This is a genomic window from Acidovorax sp. NB1 (assembly GCF_005405905.1).
GTDB lineage: Bacteria > Pseudomonadota > Gammaproteobacteria > Burkholderiales > Burkholderiaceae_C > Acidovorax.
In genome coordinates this window covers 362,571-376,611 of record NZ_BJHU01000021.1, presented here as the reverse complement: position 1 = coordinate 376,611, position 14,041 = coordinate 362,571, and the positions used below count along the sequence as shown (strand labels likewise).

The 14,041-nt window shown below is 62.6% G+C and carries 12 protein-coding genes; 10 read left to right on the top strand and 2 right to left on the bottom strand.

Going from position 1 to position 14,041, the window contains the following annotated elements; all coding sequences use genetic code 11:
• Positions 1-35 precede the first annotated feature (35 nt).
• Positions 36-1,595, bottom strand: coding sequence for a threonine ammonia-lyase, biosynthetic (ilvA, locus tag AvAM_RS10045; protein WP_137746915.1), 1,560 nt, complete (start codon positions 1,593-1,595; stop codon positions 36-38).
• A 362-nt stretch (positions 1,596-1,957) separates the two neighbouring features.
• Between ilvA and AvAM_RS10040 the strand changes: the two genes are divergently transcribed.
• Positions 1,958-2,407: an OsmC family protein gene (locus tag AvAM_RS10040; RefSeq protein WP_137746914.1), complete on the top strand. Its 450-nt coding sequence runs from the start codon at positions 1,958-1,960 to the stop codon at positions 2,405-2,407.
• Between the two features lie 40 nt (positions 2,408-2,447).
• Here AvAM_RS10040 and coq7 read toward each other — a convergent pair whose 3' ends face one another.
• On the bottom strand, positions 2,448-3,065 hold the full coding sequence (coq7, locus tag AvAM_RS10035) for a 2-polyprenyl-3-methyl-6-methoxy-1,4-benzoquinone monooxygenase (RefSeq protein ID WP_137746913.1): 618 nt from the start codon (positions 3,063-3,065) through the stop codon (positions 2,448-2,450).
• Positions 3,066-3,380: 315 nt separating this feature from the next.
• Between coq7 and AvAM_RS10030 the strand changes: the two genes are divergently transcribed.
• The 9 genes from AvAM_RS10030 to AvAM_RS09995 all read left to right on the top strand — a co-directional run bounded on the left by AvAM_RS10030 (position 3,381) and on the right by AvAM_RS09995 (position 13,798).
• A complete protein-coding gene (locus tag AvAM_RS10030; RefSeq protein ID WP_137746912.1) occupies positions 3,381-4,427 on the top strand; it encodes a porin in 1,047 nt (348 codons plus the stop codon).
• A gap of 15 nt (positions 4,428-4,442) precedes the next feature.
• A complete protein-coding gene (locus tag AvAM_RS26025) occupies positions 4,443-4,571 on the top strand; it encodes a hypothetical protein (protein WP_283202039.1) in 129 nt (42 codons plus the stop codon).
• A 370-nt stretch (positions 4,572-4,941) separates the two neighbouring features.
• Positions 4,942-6,522, top strand: a complete 1,581-nt coding sequence (locus AvAM_RS10025) for an ABC transporter substrate-binding protein (protein WP_137746911.1) — start codon at positions 4,942-4,944, stop codon at positions 6,520-6,522.
• A gap of 138 nt (positions 6,523-6,660) precedes the next feature.
• The gene (locus AvAM_RS10020) at positions 6,661-7,641 is read left to right on the top strand and encodes an ABC transporter permease (RefSeq protein WP_137746910.1); all 981 of its coding nucleotides are present in this window, start codon (positions 6,661-6,663) and stop codon (positions 7,639-7,641) included.
• A 149-nt stretch (positions 7,642-7,790) separates the two neighbouring features.
• Complete coding sequence (locus tag AvAM_RS10015; RefSeq protein ID WP_137746909.1) at positions 7,791-9,008, top strand: M20 aminoacylase family protein; 1,218 nt, start codon at positions 7,791-7,793, stop codon at positions 9,006-9,008.
• Between the two features lie 84 nt (positions 9,009-9,092).
• Positions 9,093-10,676, top strand: a complete 1,584-nt coding sequence (locus tag AvAM_RS10010) for an ABC transporter substrate-binding protein (protein ID WP_137746908.1) — start codon at positions 9,093-9,095, stop codon at positions 10,674-10,676.
• Between the two features lie 139 nt (positions 10,677-10,815).
• Entirely contained in the window at positions 10,816-11,727 is a 912-nt protein-coding gene (locus tag AvAM_RS10005; RefSeq protein WP_137746907.1) for an ABC transporter permease, read from the top strand.
• A 29-nt stretch (positions 11,728-11,756) separates the two neighbouring features.
• A complete protein-coding gene (locus AvAM_RS10000) occupies positions 11,757-12,761 on the top strand; it encodes an ABC transporter ATP-binding protein (protein ID WP_137746906.1) in 1,005 nt (334 codons plus the stop codon).
• Positions 12,758-13,798 (top strand): ABC transporter ATP-binding protein, encoded by a 1,041-nt coding sequence (locus AvAM_RS09995; protein ID WP_137746905.1) that lies wholly within the window; start codon positions 12,758-12,760, stop codon positions 13,796-13,798. The genes AvAM_RS10000 and AvAM_RS09995 overlap by 4 nt, the downstream gene beginning before the upstream one ends.
• The last annotated feature ends 243 nt before the right edge of the window (positions 13,799-14,041 follow it).

Here is a 14,041-nt window from a genome sequence, read left to right as displayed (position 1 = left end):
GCCCTTGTATCAGGCGGTAGCGGCCATTTTTGCCATTATTTCGAACGCAGGAACAGCCGGTAGGCCGGGTTCAGCGTCTCTTCCACGTAGGGGTAGCCCAGCGTGGCCAGGAAGGCGTCGAAGGTGATCGTGTCTTCGGGCGGCACCTGCATGCCCACGAGGATGCGGCCATAGTCCGCGCCCTGGTTGCGGTAGTGGAACAGGGAGATGTTCCAGGTGGGCTGCATCAGGCTCAGGAACTTGAGCAGCGCGCCCGGCCGCTCGGGGAAGGTGAAGCGCATCAGGCGTTCGTCCTGCGCCAGTGCGGAGTGGCCGCCCACCAGGTGGCGCAGATGTTCCTTGGCCAGTTCGTCGTGCGTCAGGTCCAGCGCCTCGAAGCCGTGGCGGCCAAAGTTCTTGGCGATTTTTTCCGACTCGCCCTTGCCATTGGTCGTCAGGCCCACAAACACATGCGCCTGGGCGGCGTCGCTGATGCGGTAGTTGAACTCGGTCACATTGCGCGCACCGCCCGGCAGGCCACCCACCACCTCGCAGAAGCGGCGGAAGCTGCCGCGCTCTTCAGGGATGGTGACGGCGAACAGGGCCTCGCGCTCCTCGCCCACCTCGGCGCGCTCGGCCACAAAGCGCAGCCGGTCGAAGTTCATGTTGGCGCCGCAGAGGATGGCGGCGTAGGTCTCGCCCTTGGTCTTGTGGGTGGCTACATATTGTTTGATGGCCGCCACTGCCAGAGCGCCTGCGGGTTCGACGATGCTGCGCGTGTCCACAAAGATGTCCTTGATGGCGGCGCAGACGGCGTCGGTGTCCACCGTCACGAATTCATCCACCAGGCCCTGGGCCACGCGGAAGGTTTCTTCGCCCACCAGCTTGACGGCCGTGCCGTCAGAAAAGAGGCCTACATCGGGCAGCGTGACGCGCTGGTGTGCGTTGACGGACTGGATCATGGCGTCCGAGTCGTTCATCTGCACGCCAATCACCTTGATCTCGGGCCGGACGGCCTTGATGTAGTTGGCCACGCCCGACACCAGTCCGCCGCCGCCAATCGCCACGAACACCGCATCCAGCTGGCTGCTGCCCAGGCTTTGCAGCTGGCGCAGGATTTCCATGGCGATGGTGCCCTGGCCCGCGATGACCAAGGGGTCGTCAAAGGGGTGGACGAAGGTCAGGCCCTGGTCCTTCTGCAGGCGGGCGGCGTGGTCATAGGCGTCGGAATAGCTCTCGCCGTGCAGCACCACATCGCCCCCCAGGGTCTTGACGGCATCCACTTTGAGCTGGGGTGTGGTGGTTGGCATGACGACCACGGCGCGCGTGCCCAGCTTGTGGGCGCTCATGGCCACGCCCTGGGCGTGGTTGCCGGCCGAAGCGCAGATTACGCCACGCTGCAGTTGCTCGGGCGTGAGGTGCGCCATCTTGTTATAGGCACCCCGCAGCTTGAAGCTGAACACGGGCTGCTGGTCCTCGCGCTTGAGGAGCACCTTGTTGTGTAGGCGGCGGCTGAGGCTCTTGGCGGGTTCCAGGGCCGACTCGACGGCCACGTCATAGACGCGGGCGGTCAGGATCTTCTTGAGGTAGTCGGCGGGGGTGAGGTGCTGGGTCATGGCAGAAGCTGGGGAGTGCCCGCTCAGGTGCTGAAGGCGGGGGCCACATCATAGGGGGTCGTCTCTGGCGCTCCCTGGGGGCGGGCCGTGTGGGCACCCTGCAGGGCCTGGGCAAAAAAAAGCCCCGGGCCGTGAGGCCTGGGGCTAATCCATCCTTTGAGGAGATGGAGGAGACAATCGGTGCGGGGCAGAGATCCGGGGTTGTTCAGACGCCTGCCGTCTGGTTCTTCAGTGATCACTGAAAAAGCAGCGCATGTGGAAAGTTTACCGCGAGTCTTGTTGCGATGCAGCAAAATCTGCATCAAATTCACCTCGCCGGGCCCATCCGTGCGAAAAAACCACGTCATTTAGGAGAAATATCAATGGAATGCACAGTCAGCTGGACCGGCGCTGCGGGAACCCGCTCAGGCATGGGTTTTGTGGCCGAGACCGGTAGCGGCCATGTTCTGGCCATGGATGGCGCACCCGATGCTGCCAATCCGGCCAACGGCGGCCAGAACCTGGCGCCCCGGCCCATGGAGACCGTGCTGGCGGGCACGGGCGGCTGCACGGCCTATGACGTGGTACTGATCCTCAAGCGTGGTCGCCACGATGTGCGTGGCTGCAGCGTCAAGCTGACCACCGAGCGCGCCACCACCGATCCCAAGGTGTTCACCAAAATCCACATGCACTTCACGGTGACCGGCAAAAGTATTCCGGCGGCTGCCGTGGAGCGCGCCATTGCCATGAGCCACGACAAATACTGCTCGGCCAGCATCATGCTGGGGAAAACGGCGGAAATCACCACCGGATTCGAGGTGCTGGAAGCTTGAGGGCGACCGGGGCTACTAGGCCCCGGGGCGTGCCTGCCGCTCAGAGGTAGTGGGCGGTGGTCGTCATCACCTTGGCCGCCGCCTTCATGGCCAGGCGCACCGGTGCGGGCAGCTCCAGTGCCCCGGAGGCGCGGGCTTGTGCGGCGTGCCGCTCCTCATCTTCTTTCATGCGCGCCACCACGGCCCGCGAGGCGAGGTCCTGCTCCGGAAGCCGTGCGAGGTGGCTTTGCAGGTGGGCTGCGACCTGGTTTTCGGTTTCCACCACAAACCCCAGGCTGGCCTGGTCACTGACTTTGGCCGCCGCCAGGCCCAAGGCGAACGCACCGGCGAACCACAGGGGGTTGAGCAGGCTGGGCCGGGCACCCAGTGCGTCCAGCCGCTGCCGGGTCCAAGCGAGGTGGTCTGTTTCTTCCCGCGCCGCCTCTAGTAGATGTGCGCGCAATTCAGGGTCGCGGGTCACAGCGGCCTGGGCGGTGTAGAGCGCCTGCGCGCACACCTCGCCCACATGGTTCACGCGCATCAGCGCTCCTGCGAGCCGCTTCTCTGCGGGCTCCAGCGCGGCTTCAGCCACGCCGTGGGCCGGCGTCCTCTCGGCGGCACGGGGAGATGCAAAAAGGGTGCGCAACGCGCTGTCTGCTGCAGTGAAAAAAGCGTCCATGGAAACCTTGCGGCGCAAAGGGTGCGCCGAAACAAAAATTGCACTCTGATACAAAAATCAAGGCGCGCGGCACGGGAGTTGCGAGGTCCAAAAGCGATTCTGCCCCCATGCACTGGAATGTTGCAACACTGCAACGAAATTTCCCTTTCGGGGCAATTGTGGGTGAATTCCTTTGCGAAACCCGGCCGGGTCTGGTGCAATAAGAGCAACTTCCCCACCAGGAGGTTGGCCCGGGAAACCGGCGGGACTGTGCAGGTGCTTTCACCATAGACCCCCCGTACCGGAGCCCGATGTTTAACCTTGGAGTAACTCGCAATGAAAAAATCCCTGATTGCCCTGGCTGTGCTGGCTGCTTCCGGCGCTGCAATGGCTCAATCTTCCGTGACCCTGTTCGGCGTGGTTGACGCAACCTATGCCTACGGTTCCGGCAGCGTCTCTAACAAGTCGCAACTGACGAACTCCGGCTACAACAGCAGCCGTCTGGGTTTCCGTGGCGTTGAAGATCTGGGTGGCGGTCTGTCTGCTTCCTTCTGGCTCGAAGCTGGCGTGAACAACGACAACGGCACCGGCGGCGTTACCAACACCAACAACCAAGCAGCTACCAGCACTGGCGGCGGCCTGACTTTCAACCGTCGTTCGACGGTTAGCCTGAACGGCGGCTTCGGTGAAGTGCGTCTGGGCCGTGACTACACTCCCCAATTCTGGAACCTGACCGTGTTCGATCCGTTCGGCACGAACGGCGTGGGCACGACCCAAACCCTGAACTCCAGCCTGGGTGGCCCCACCACCGTGCGCGCTTCGAACGCCATCGGCTACTTCCTGCCTGGCAACCTGGGCGGTTTCTACGGCCAAGCCCAGTACTACATGGGTGAAAACAACAGCGGCACGCCTAACAAGAAGGACGGCAACGGCCTGGCTCTGCGCGCTGGTTACGCTAACGGCCCCGTCAACGTCGCTATCGCCTTCTCCGAAACCAAGTTTGTCACCGGCAACATCCAAGCTTGGAACCTGGGTGGTCAATACGATCTGGGCGTCGCCAAGATCATGGCTCACTACAGCAACGACGACATCAAGAACGGCAACGAAGGCACTGGTTTCCTGATCGGTGGTCTGATCCCCGTGGGCGCTGGCGAAGTTCGTCTGGCTTACTCCACCTACAAGATCGACACCGTGGGTGCTGATCCCCGTTCCAACAAGATCGCTCTGGGCTACGTGCACAATCTGTCCAAGCGTACCGCTCTGTACACCACGTTCGCTCGCGTGAGCAACAAGAACGGCGCCGCTCAGTCCCTGAACGGTGCAGTGACTGCTGCAAACCGCAACTCGACCGGTTACGACTTCGGTATCCGTCACAGCTTCTAATATCAACGCTGGCTTATGCCAGTGGTCGATATGAAAAGCAAAAAAGCCGCCTTCGGGCGGCTTTTTTTTGCTTGTTTTGGCCGTGAGGTTGGTGGAGCTGCGTTTGGGTTATTGGTGGTTTTGGCGGCCGATTTTGTGGATTGAGTCCAAGTGTGGCTGCGCTAATGCTGCTTGATGAATTCTGATGGCCGAGCGGCGATCATCCGTCGGTCAGTCTGTCGCTTTGGAGTTTTGTGGCGCAACGCGCAGCGAATGAAGCTGGTGGATAAAAGGCTTTACTTGGGGTGAGTGGCGGATCACCTCTGTGCAGAGGCTGGGATCGCGTGTTGTAACCCTATTTCAGGCGCAATCGAATCAGGGTGACGGGTGTCGAATGATTGGCACCATCCTTGCATGAGAAATGCTGCCTAAAGCAGTATGCATTGGCCCTTCGATGCGCCCGGGATTCAGGGATTTCCCGTTGGCTATAGAGCAATCATTACTGCATAGTAAAACTTTTATTCAAGAGGGTTCCATGAAACTCAAATACAGTCTTTTGTCGGTGGCTGCGGTCGCCGCGCTGTTGTGTGCACCTGTGGTGCACGCCAAGCCCTTCAAGTGGGCGAGCCAGGGAGAAATTGCTACGTGGGATATCCACTCCCAAAACAATGCTCTGCAAAACGGCATCCATGCCAATGTGTATGAGAGCCTGGTTTACTACAACAGCAAGACATTTGAGGTGGAGCCGGTCCTGGCAACCGCCTGGAGGGAAGTCAGCCCCACGCAGGTGCGTTTCACTCTGCGCCAAGGGGTCAAGTTCCATGACGGTTCGATGCTGACCACGGATGACGCTGTGTACTCGATCCAGCGCGCCATGGCCAAGACTTCGAACTTTACGCCCTACGTGCAGGGCATCAGCAAGGTTGTCAAAGTCGATGCCCAGACCTTCGACGTGATCCTGTCAGCGCCCAACCCCGTGCTGCTGCGCCAGATGACCGAGCTGCGCATCATGAGCAAGGCATGGGCCGAAAAGAACAAGTCGGTCGAGCCCAAGGACATCAAGGGTTCGGACGAGAACTTTGCGCACCGCAATGCCATGGGCACCGGCCCTTATACGCTGGATTCGTGGCAGCCCGACGTGAAAATGGTGTTCAAGCGCAACCCCAACTGGTGGGGCAAGATGGACGGCAACGTGACCGAGATCACCTACACGCCGATCAAGTCCAATGCGACGCGTATTGCAGCGCTGATTTCGGGTGAAGTCGATATGGTGCTGGACCCCACGCCCCAGGATCTGGGTCGCCTGCGCGCGAGCCCTGACCTGAAGGTGATTGACGGTGTCGAGAACCGCACCATCTTCCTGGGCATGGACCAGTTCCGCGAAGAACTGCCGGGCTCCAACATCAAGGGCAAGAACCCGCTCAAGGACGTGCGCGTGCGCAAGGCCCTGTACCAGGCCATCGACGTCGACACCATCTCGCGCAACATCATGCGTGGCCTGGGTAAGCCCACCGGCACCATCGTGGCGCCCCAGGTGGCGGGCTATACCGAAGCCGTGGGCAAGCGCTTCCCCTACAGCGTTGAGGCTTCCAAGAAGCTGCTGGCCGAAGCGGGCTACCCCGATGGCTTTGAAGTGGACTTCGCCTGCCCCAACAACCGCTATATCAACGACGAGGCCATTTGCCAGGCCGTGACCGCCATGTGGTCGCGCGTGGGGGTGAAAGCCAAGCTGCGTACGCTGCCGCTGGTGAACTACTTCCCGATGATTCAGCGCTATGAAGCCAGCATCTACATGCTGGGCTGGGGCGTGCCCACCTTCGATGCGCTGTACAGCCTGCAGTCGCTGGTGCGCAGCGTCGGCCAGGGCGGTGACGGCAACTACAACGTGGGCCGCTACAGCAACCAGCGCATGGACTACCTGGTGGACCGCATCAAGGCAGAAACCGATGCGCCGGTGCGCTCGCGCATGTTGACCGAAGCGCTGCAGCTGTCCAACGACACGGTGTCCCACATCCCACTGCATGACCAGGTGATTCCATGGGCCATGAAGAAGAATGTGGAACTGGTGCACCGCGCCGACAACCGCGTGGACATGCGTACGGTCAAGGTGAACTGATCTCGCTCAGCCTGAAGAGAGCAAGGGCCTGCAGGTCCTTGCTCTTTTTTGGCTTAGATTGACGACATCTCGCCAACCGGCGCCCTGGCCATCAAAAGTGGCTGCGGCGCCTCCATCGAACACTCACTCGACTCTCCGATGCTTGCCTTTATATTGCGCCGCCTGATCCAGGCTGTGATTGTCATGATCACGGTGGCCTTCATCTCCTTCATGCTGTTCCAGTATGTGGGCGATCCCGTGGTGTTCCTGCTGGGCCAGGATGCCACCCCTGAACAGATCCGTGAGCTGCGCGCCTCACTCGGTCTGGACAAACCCTTTTTCGTGCAGTTCGGCCACTTTCTGGTGAACGCGGCCCAGGGCGAATTCGGCCTGAGCCTGCGCCAGGGCGCCAAGGTCTCGCGGCTGATTGCTGAGCGTTTCCCTGCCACGCTGGAACTGGCCCTTGTGGCTGCGTTTCTGGCGCTGGTCATCGGTGTGCCTATGGGCGTGTATGCAGCGCTCAAGCGCGGCACCTTCACCAGCCAGCTGTTCATGACCTTGTCGCTGCTGGGTGTGTCGCTGCCCACCTTCCTCATTGGCATTCTGCTGATCCTGGTGTTCGCGGTCACCCTGGGCTGGTTCCCGAGCTTTGGGCGTGGCGAAGTGGTTCAGATGGGTTGGTGGAGTACGGGTCTGCTCAAGGCCAAGGGCTGGCACCACATCATCCTGCCGGCCGTGACGCTGGCCATCTTCCAGCTCACGCTGATCATGCGGCTGGTGCGCGCTGAAATGCTGGAGGTGCTGCGCACCGACTACATCAAGTTCGCGCGTGCACGGGGCCTGTCCAACCGGGCGATCCACTTTGGCCATGCACTCAAGAATACGCTGGTGCCCGTGATGACCATCACCGGCCTGCAGCTGGGTGGCCTGATTGCGTTTGCCATCATCACCGAGACCGTGTTCCAGTGGCCGGGCATGGGCCTGCTGTTCATCCAGGCAGTGACTTTTGCGGACATCCCTGTGATGGCGGCCTATCTCTGCCTGATCGCCCTGATTTTTGTGGTGATCAACCTGGTGGTGGACCTGTTGTACTTTGCGGTGGACCCGCGCCTGCGCGTTGGCAAGGCAGGAGGCCACTGAAATGAAGTACCCCCTGAGTCGCTTCGCGCCATCCCCCCGGAGGGGGGACGCTCCCGGCGCGGCGGGGCGGCCCTTGCACGGGAGCGCTCGCTTGCGCCGCGCCGGTTTCGCGGGCTTTGGGTGCTTCCCGAACTTTTCGGACAACTGAAATGCAGTCGCTTCGATACAAAGCAGGTGGGCGGGCGTTTGCACATATCGCCCAGTTCCATCCCGAGCTGACGGCGTTGCGCCGTGACTTGCACGCCCACCCCGAACTGGGGTTCGAGGAGGTCTACACCAGCAAGCGCGTCAAGGAAGCCTTGAAGCTCTGCGGTGTGGACGAAATCCATGACGGCATCGGGCGAACCGGCGTAGTGGGTGTGATCCGGGGGCGCAGCACCTCCAGCGGCAGCATGGTGGGCCTGCGGGCCGACATGGATGCGTTGCCGCTGGCCGAGCACAACGACTTCTCCTGGAAGTCGTGCAAGCCCGGCCTGATGCACGGCTGCGGCCACGATGGCCACACCGCCATGCTGGTGGGTGCAGCCCGTTATCTGGCCGAAACCCGCAACTTCGACGGCACGGCCGTGCTGGTGTTCCAGCCCGGCGAAGAGGGCTTTGCGGGTGCCCGCGTGATGATGGAAGACGGCCTGTTTGACCGCTTTCCGGTGCAGTCCATCTATGCCATGCACAACTGGCCCGCCATGAAGCCCGGTACTGTGGGCATCAACTCGGGCCCGATGATGGCGGCGGCAGACCGCTTCACCATCGAGATCACTGGCCGTGGTGGCCATGGCGCCCACGCCTACCAGACCGTGGACGTGATGGTCGTTGCGGCCCACATCATCACTGCGGCGCAGACCATCGTGTCGCGTAACGTGCGCCCCATTGAAAGTGCTGTAGTCAGCATCTGCGCTGCGCAGGCGGGCGACCTGGGGGCATTCAGTGTGCTGCCGGGCTCTGCCACGCTGGTGGGCACCGTGCGCACCTTCGATCCGGTGGTGCAAGAGCTGGTGGAAAAGCGCCTCAAGGAGTTGTGCAACGCCATTGCGCTCGGCTTCGGGGCCACCGCCACCGTGCACTACGAACGCATCTACCCGGCCACCATCAACAGTGAAAGCGAAGCCATCTTTGCCGGTGACGTCGCCGAATCGCTGCTGGGCGCTGACCATGTGGTGCGCGACCTGGAGCCCAGCATGGGCGCCGAGGATTTCGCCTTCATGCTCCAGACCCGCCCTGGCGCTTACCTGCGCCTGGGCCAGGGCACGGGTGCCAGCGGCAGTGCATTGCACAACAGCCGCTATGACTTCAACGACGACATCCTGCCCCTGGGCTCCGCATTGCACGCGAGCCTGATCGAGCAGTCGATGCCCTTGGCAACGCCCTGAAGCAACCCGCTTCGTGCCATGCCAGAACCTGTACCCCTGGATGTACATCCCTTCCGCATCCTTTTCCACTACGAGGAGATTTCCATGAAATTCCAGAAGAAAGCCACCTTGGCTGCATTGTTTGTTGCGATGGCCGCAGGCAGCATGGTTGCCGGCGCGCAGACCATCCGGATTGCGAACCAGGGTGACGCGCTGTCCATGGACCCGCACTCGCTCAACGAGTCGCTGCAACTGAGCGTGACCAGCAACGTGTACGAGCCGCTGGTTGGCCGCAACAAGGATCTGAGCGTTGCGCCCGCGCTGGCGACGGCCTGGAAGCAGACGGCGCCCACCGTGTGGCGTTTCGAGCTGCGCAAGGGCGTGCAATTCCATGACGGCACGCCTTTCACCGCCGACGACGTGGTGTTCAGCTTCGGCCGTATGAAGGGCGAAGGCTCCGACATGAAGGCCACCAACAGCGACATCAAGCAGGTGCGCAAGATCGACGACCACACTGTGGAGATCGAAACCGTTGCGCCGCAGCCCATCCTGCCCGACGTGATCACGACCTCGTTCATCATGAGCAAGAAGTGGTGCGAGACCAACCAGGCCGTGATGCCGGTGGACCGCCGCAAGGGCATCGAGAACGCAGCCTCGTTCCGCGCCAACGGCACCGGCCCCTTCCGCCTGCGCGAGCGCCAGCCCAACGTGCGCTCCGTGTTCGTGCGCAACGGCTCCTACTGGGGCAAGATCGAAGGCAACGTGAGCGAGGTGGTCTTCACCCCCATCGCCAACGATGCCACGCGCGTGGCGGCCCTGCTGTCGGGCGAAGTGGACGTGATGGAGCCCGTGCCGGTGCAGGACATCGACCGCGTCAACAGCAGCGCCAACACGCGCGCAGTGACTGGCCCTGAGCTGCGCACCATCTTCCTGGGCATGGACCAGAAGCGTGATGAGCTGCTGTACTCCAACGTCAAAGGCAAGAACCCCTTCAAGGACAAGCGCGTGCGCCAGGCCTTCTACCAGGCCATCGACATCGAAGGCATCAAGAAGACCGTGATGCGCGGCGCATCGAACCCCTCTGCGCTGATGGTCGGCCCGGGCATCAACGGTTTCCAGCCCGAGACCAAGCGCCTGCCCTATGACGTCGAAGCCGCCAAGAAGCTGATGGTGGAAGCGGGCTACCCCAACGGTTTTGAAGTAGCCATGAACTGCCCGAACGACCGCTATGTGAATGACGGCCGCATCTGCCAGACCGTGGCTGCCAACCTGTCGCGCATCAACGTCAAGATCAACCTGCAGGCCGAGACCAAGGGCACCTATTTCCCCAAGGTGCTGCGCCGCGACACCAGCTTCTACATGCTGGGCTGGACGCCTACGACGTACGACTCGCACAACGCGCTCAATGCGCTCATGATCTGTCCGGACGAAAAAGGCGGTGCGGGCCAGTTCAACCTGGGTGCTTACTGCAACCCCAAGCTTGATGAGCTGACCAAGAAGGTGCTGGTTGAGACCGACAAGGCCAAGCGCGACGCCATGATCAAGGAGGCCTTCGATCTGCACAGCGCCGACATCGGCCACCTGCCGCTGCATCAGCAGGCGCTGGCCTGGGGTGTGAACAAGAACGTGAAGCTCGTGCAGATGGCCGACAACTTCATGTACTTCAAGTGGATGAGCATTAACAAGTGATCGGCTGGCAACGCAACAAGAAGATCCGCACGTAGAGCGAAAGAAATCGAGAGAACGACAACCGTTTCTTTTGACAATCCACACCACCGCGAGGCTGCTATCCGCGCCCTGCGGTGGTGCCTGTTTACTGGTTCCCACAATGAAAACAACCCTTGCCCGCTGGCTCGACAGCGATGTCGGCTACAGCTTTCGCACATCGCCCATGGCGATGGTCGCCGCCGCGATCGCGCTGATCTGTGTGTTCTGTTCGGTGTTTGCCGGATGGGTCGCGCCCCACAACCCCTTTGACCTGGCCACGCTGGAGCTGAGCGACGCCCGCCTGCCGCCCGCCTGGAGCGCCGAAGGCTCCATGAAATACCCCCTGGGCACCGACGATCAGGGGCGTGACATCCTCTCCGCGCTGATCTATGGCGCCCGCATCTCGCTCGTCGTGGGCCTGGCCTCCGTGGTGCTGTCGGTGCTGGTGGGTGTGGCTTTTGGTCTGCTGGCTGGCTTTAAGGGCGGCTGGATCGACGGCCTGCTCATGCGCCTGTGCGACGTGATGCTTTCCTTCCCCGCCATCCTGGTGGCCCTGCTGATCGCGGGTGTGGGCCGTGCGCTGTTTCCCAACGCACACGAATCCTTGGCCTTTGGCGTGCTGATCATCTCCATCTCGCTCACCGGCTGGGTGCAATATGCGCGCACGGTGCGTGGCTCCACGCTGGTGGAGCGCAACAAGGAATACGTGCAGGCCGCCCGCGTCACCGGGGTGTCGCCGCTGCGCATCATGCGCAAGCATGTGCTGCCCAACGTGATGGGCCCGGTGCTGGTGCTGGCCACCATCCAGGTGGCCACGGCCATCATCACCGAGGCCACGCTGTCCTTCCTGGGCGTGGGCGCACCGCCCACCTCGCCCTCGCTGGGCACGCTGATCCGCATCGGCAACGACTACCTGTTCTCCGGCGAATGGTGGATCACCGTGTTCCCCGGCGCCATGCTGGTGCTGATTGCCCTGTCGGTGAACCTGCTGGGCGACTGGCTGCGTGATGCGCTCAACCCACGCCTGCGTTGAACAAGAACAACAAGAAAAGCGACATTCCCATGAGCCTTCTCGAAGTCAAAAACCTCGTTGTCGAATTTCCCGGCCGCCGCGGTACCCTGCGCGCCCTGGACGACATTTCCTTTTCCATTGCACCCGGTGAGATCCTGGGCGTGGTGGGAGAGTCCGGCGCTGGAAAATCCCTCACCGGCGCGGCCATCATCGGCCTGCTGGAGCCACCAGGCCGCGTGGCCTCGGGCCAGATCCTGCTGGAAGGCCAGCGCATCGACAACCTCGGCAACGAGGAAATGCGCCACATCCGTGGCCGCCGCATCGGTGCGATCTTCCAGGATCCGCTGACCTCGCTGAACCCGCTGTACACCGTGGGCCGCCAGCTCACCGAGACCATCCTGGCCCACCTGCCTGTGAATGCGGCAGAAGCCCGCCAGCGCGCCATCCAGCTGCTCAAGGACACCGGCATTCCGGCCGCCGAAGAGCGCATTGACCACTACCCGCACCAGTTCTCCGGCGGCATGCGCCAGCGCGTGGTGATCGCCCTGGCCCTGGCCGCCGAGCCCAAGCTCATCGTGGCCGACGAGCCCACGACGGCGCTCGATGTGTCCATCCAGGCGCAGATCATCACGCTGCTGAAAAACATCTGCAAATCGCGCGGCGCGGCCGTGATGCTGATCACCCACGACATGGGCGTGATCGCCGAGACCTGCGACCGCGTGGCCGTGCTCTACGCCGGTCGCGTGGCCGAAATCGGCCCGGTGCACGACGTGATCAACAAGCCCTCGCACCCCTACACCAGCGGCCTCATGGCCTCCATCCCCGACATGGAGCAGGACCGCGAGCGCCTCAACCAGATCGATGGCGCCATGCCGCGCCTCAATGCCATCCCCAAGGGCTGTGCCTACAACCCCCGCTGCCCCAACACCATTGACCGTTGCATGACCGAACGCCCTGAACTGATGTCTGCAGGCTCCACCCGTGCCGCTTGCTGGCTGCACGCCGGTGCGTCCACGACCGCCAACACCGCCACGAAAGCCGGGGTGACCGCATGAGCGCCGCAGCCACCACCTCTACGGCGGCCCCCGCCGCCGTGAAGAGCAAGGCCCTGGTCCAGGCCCATGACCTGGCCAAGACCTTCGACGTCTCTGCCCCTTGGCTCAACCGCGTGCTCGAGCGCAAGCCGCGCACGCTGCTGCATGCGGTAGACGGCGTGAGCTTCGAGATCGAAAAGGGCAAGACCCTGGCCTTGGTGGGCGAATCCGGCTGTGGCAAGAGCACCGTGGCGCGCCTGCTGGTGGGCCTGTACGAACCCACACGCGGCGGCCTCACGTTCGACAACCAGGATGCCCACGCCGCCTTCAAGGGCAAGGACGCGCAGGCCATGCGCCGCCGCATCCAGATGATCTTCCAGGACCCGTACGCGAGTTTGAACCCGCGCTGGCTGGTCGAAGACATCATCGGCGAGCCGCTGCGCGAGCATGGCCTCATCACCGACAAGGCCGAACTCAAGGCCCGCGTGGGCGAGCTGCTCAAGTCCGTGGGCCTGTCGCCGCTCGACATGGTGAAGTACCCGCACCAGTTCTCCGGCGGCCAGCGCCAGCGCATCTCCATCGCACGCGCCCTGGCCACCGAGCCCGAGTTCCTGGTGTGCGACGAGCCCACCTCGGCCCTCGACGTGTCGGTGCAGGCCCAGGTTCTCAACATCATGAAGGACCTGCAGCGCGAGCGGCAGCTCACCTACCTGTTCATCAGCCACAACCTGGCCGTGGTGCGCCACGTGAGCGACCAGGTGGGCGTGATGTACCTGGGCCGCCTGGTCGAACTGGCCGACAAGCACCAGCTGTTCAACAGCCCGCGCCACCCCTACACCCGCATGCTGCTCGATGCCATCCCCAAGATGCACGACACCGGCAAGGCGCGCACCCCTGTGCAAGGCGAAGTGCCCAACCCGCTGAACCCGCCGCCCGGCTGCGCCTTCAACCCGCGCTGCCCCCATGTGAACGACCGCTGCCGCACCGAGCGCCCCAAGCTGCTGAGCATTGGCGGTATCCGCATCGCCTGCCATGCGGTGGAAGAGGGCCGTATTTGATAGCTTGCTATTAAATATGTAGCTATCAGCACATGATGGACGCGCGGTAAAGGCCTTTTTTCTTTAAAGAATTGACCTGTCCCGCCCATCCTGCGCGGTGGGCTCCACGCAAGACAACGCCACAGGCTCCTTCGGGGGCCTGTGGCGTTTTTGCCTTGGGCGAAGCCTGGTGCGGTTTCACGCCCCTGTCACGCGGCCTGCCCACCATGCAGGCTCTAACAGCGGCTAACAAAACTCTTCTGG

Excerpts from the sequence above, each read along its gene's own strand:
- ilvA (WP_137746915.1), bottom strand. The coding sequence starts at position 1,595 with ATGACCCAGCACCTCACCCCCGCCGACTACCTCAAGAAGATCCTGACC.
- AvAM_RS10040 (WP_137746914.1), top strand. The coding sequence starts at position 1,958 with ATGGAATGCACAGTCAGCTGGACCGGCGCTGCGGGAACCCGCTCAGGC.
- coq7 (WP_137746913.1), bottom strand. The coding sequence starts at position 3,065 with ATGGACGCTTTTTTCACTGCAGCAGACAGCGCGTTGCGCACCCTTTTT.
- AvAM_RS10030 (WP_137746912.1), top strand. The coding sequence starts at position 3,381 with ATGAAAAAATCCCTGATTGCCCTGGCTGTGCTGGCTGCTTCCGGCGCT.
- AvAM_RS26025 (WP_283202039.1), top strand. The coding sequence starts at position 4,443 with ATGCCAGTGGTCGATATGAAAAGCAAAAAAGCCGCCTTCGGGCGGCTT.
- AvAM_RS10025 (WP_137746911.1), top strand. The coding sequence starts at position 4,942 with ATGAAACTCAAATACAGTCTTTTGTCGGTGGCTGCGGTCGCCGCGCTG.
- AvAM_RS10020 (WP_137746910.1), top strand. The coding sequence starts at position 6,661 with ATGCTTGCCTTTATATTGCGCCGCCTGATCCAGGCTGTGATTGTCATG.
- AvAM_RS10015 (WP_137746909.1), top strand. The coding sequence starts at position 7,791 with ATGCAGTCGCTTCGATACAAAGCAGGTGGGCGGGCGTTTGCACATATC.
- AvAM_RS10010 (WP_137746908.1), top strand. The coding sequence starts at position 9,093 with ATGAAATTCCAGAAGAAAGCCACCTTGGCTGCATTGTTTGTTGCGATG.
- AvAM_RS10005 (WP_137746907.1), top strand. The coding sequence starts at position 10,816 with ATGAAAACAACCCTTGCCCGCTGGCTCGACAGCGATGTCGGCTACAGC.
- AvAM_RS10000 (WP_137746906.1), top strand. The coding sequence starts at position 11,757 with ATGAGCCTTCTCGAAGTCAAAAACCTCGTTGTCGAATTTCCCGGCCGC.
- AvAM_RS09995 (WP_137746905.1), top strand. The coding sequence starts at position 12,758 with ATGAGCGCCGCAGCCACCACCTCTACGGCGGCCCCCGCCGCCGTGAAG.